Raw genomic sequence first — 1,579 nt, forward strand, 5'->3', positions numbered from 1 at the left:
CGCCAGGCCCGGGTGGTCGGGCGGCGAGCCCTGCTTCCAGGCCTCGGCCAGGCCGTCCGGGGTGAGGCGGGTGAAGCCGGTGCCCAGCTCAAGCGCGGCCTCGCCCGAGCCGGCCCAGGCCCTGAGCTTGTCCAGCCAGGGCTTGTAGTAGCGGGCCTGCAGCTTGCGCCCGTCCACCGCCTTGTCGGCTACCGCCTTGTCCAGCAGCAACTCCAGCTCATCGGCCCAGACCGGCCAGGGCGCCTTGAGTTCGGCCAGCGCCCGCTCGCGTTCGTTTAAGGCGCCTTCCAGCAGGGCGCCCAGCTCGCCGCCGGCCTCATCCTGCTCCCCCAGCAGGGGGCGCAGCTGGCGCAGCAGCCGGTCCGGGGTCTGCCAGTTCGCCATCACCCAGTCGAGGGCGTCGCCGTCCAGGGGGTAGCACTGGCGGCGCCAGTAATCCCGCGCCACCTCGGCCAGCAGCTCGCCGTGATCCGTTTCCAGGGTCTGGGTAAAGAGGCTGCCGCTGTCGAAGGCGTGCTCGCGCAGCATGCGCTGGCACCAGCCGTGAATGGTGGACACCGCCGCCTCGTCCATCCACTGGGCGGCGATGTCGAGCCGGTGGGCACAGGCGGGCCAGCGCTCGGGCACGAAGTCGGCCTTCAGGGTGTCGAGCAGGGCATCGCCCTCGCGCTCGCCGCGGAACACCGCCGCCGCCTCCACCAGGCGGGCGCGGATGCGATCCTTGAGCTCCTTGGTGGCGTCGTCGGTGAAGGTCACCACCAGGATCTCCGGCGGCAGCAGCTCGCGGGCAAAGCCCAGCTCGCCGCCGTGGCCCAGCACCAGCCGCAGGTACAGGGCCGAGATGGTAAAGGTCTTGCCGGTGCCGGCGCTGGCTTCGATCAGCCGGCTGCCGTGCAGCGGAAAGGTCAGCGCCAGGGGGCGCGGTGCCGTCATGATGAGGCCTCCTGCGGTTCCGGTTGCGGGCCATGCTCGAGCAATGGCCGGTAGAGCCGCTCGCACCAGGCGGCGAAATGGCCGTCGGCGGTGAGGGCGTCGAAGTCGGGATACTGGCGGGCCAGGGCGCCGCTCTCGGCGCGCTCGCCGTTGTGGCCGAAGCCGTCGCCCTCGTAGGCCTTGCGGGCGGCCGGTGCGGCCTTGCCCTCGTCCTCCTGGCCGAGCCAGGCCATGGCGGTCTTGAGCGCCACCGGCAGGGGCGCCGTCCTACCCGCCTGCAGCGCCTCCAGCCAGCCTTGCACCAGCTGCCGCGCGGTGTCCCGCTCAAGGGGCGCGCCGTGCAGGGTGGCGTCCTCCCCCACCAGATAGAGCCGGAGCTCGATGCCGCAGGCGCAGGCCACCGCCTGGGCGACAAAGGCGCGCAGGGTGCGATGCCATTTGGGCCCGCTCTTGCCGAGCAGTTCCCCGGGCTGCAGTTCGATCAGCGCCAGCCTGTCGCCCTGCCGGCGCAGGCCGCCGAGCCAGCCTTCCAGTTGCAGGCCGCCGTGCTCAAGGGCCAGCGGCAGGGGGGAGTTCAGCGGTGCGGGCCAGGCATGACACAAGGCCCGATGGCGGGCCAGCTGATCCGGCAGCGCCGCCTCCACCT

1 protein-coding gene and 1 pseudogene are annotated in these 1,579 nt (G+C 72.5%); both read right to left on the reverse strand.

Going from position 1 to position 1,579, the window contains the following annotated elements; genetic code table 11:
- Window positions 1-933: UvrD-helicase domain-containing protein (locus tag CGX12_RS19130; protein WP_176442121.1), on the reverse strand; the 933-nt coding region annotated here is incomplete at its 3' end.
- A pseudogene (locus CGX12_RS19135) lies at window positions 930-1,579 on the reverse strand (exodeoxyribonuclease V subunit gamma); the annotation flags it as partial. The gene CGX12_RS19130 and the pseudogene CGX12_RS19135, both read right to left, overlap by 4 nt.

The organism is Zobellella denitrificans (assembly GCF_002237365.1).
GTDB classification, from domain to species: domain Bacteria; phylum Pseudomonadota; class Gammaproteobacteria; order Enterobacterales; family Aeromonadaceae; genus Oceanimonas; species Oceanimonas denitrificans.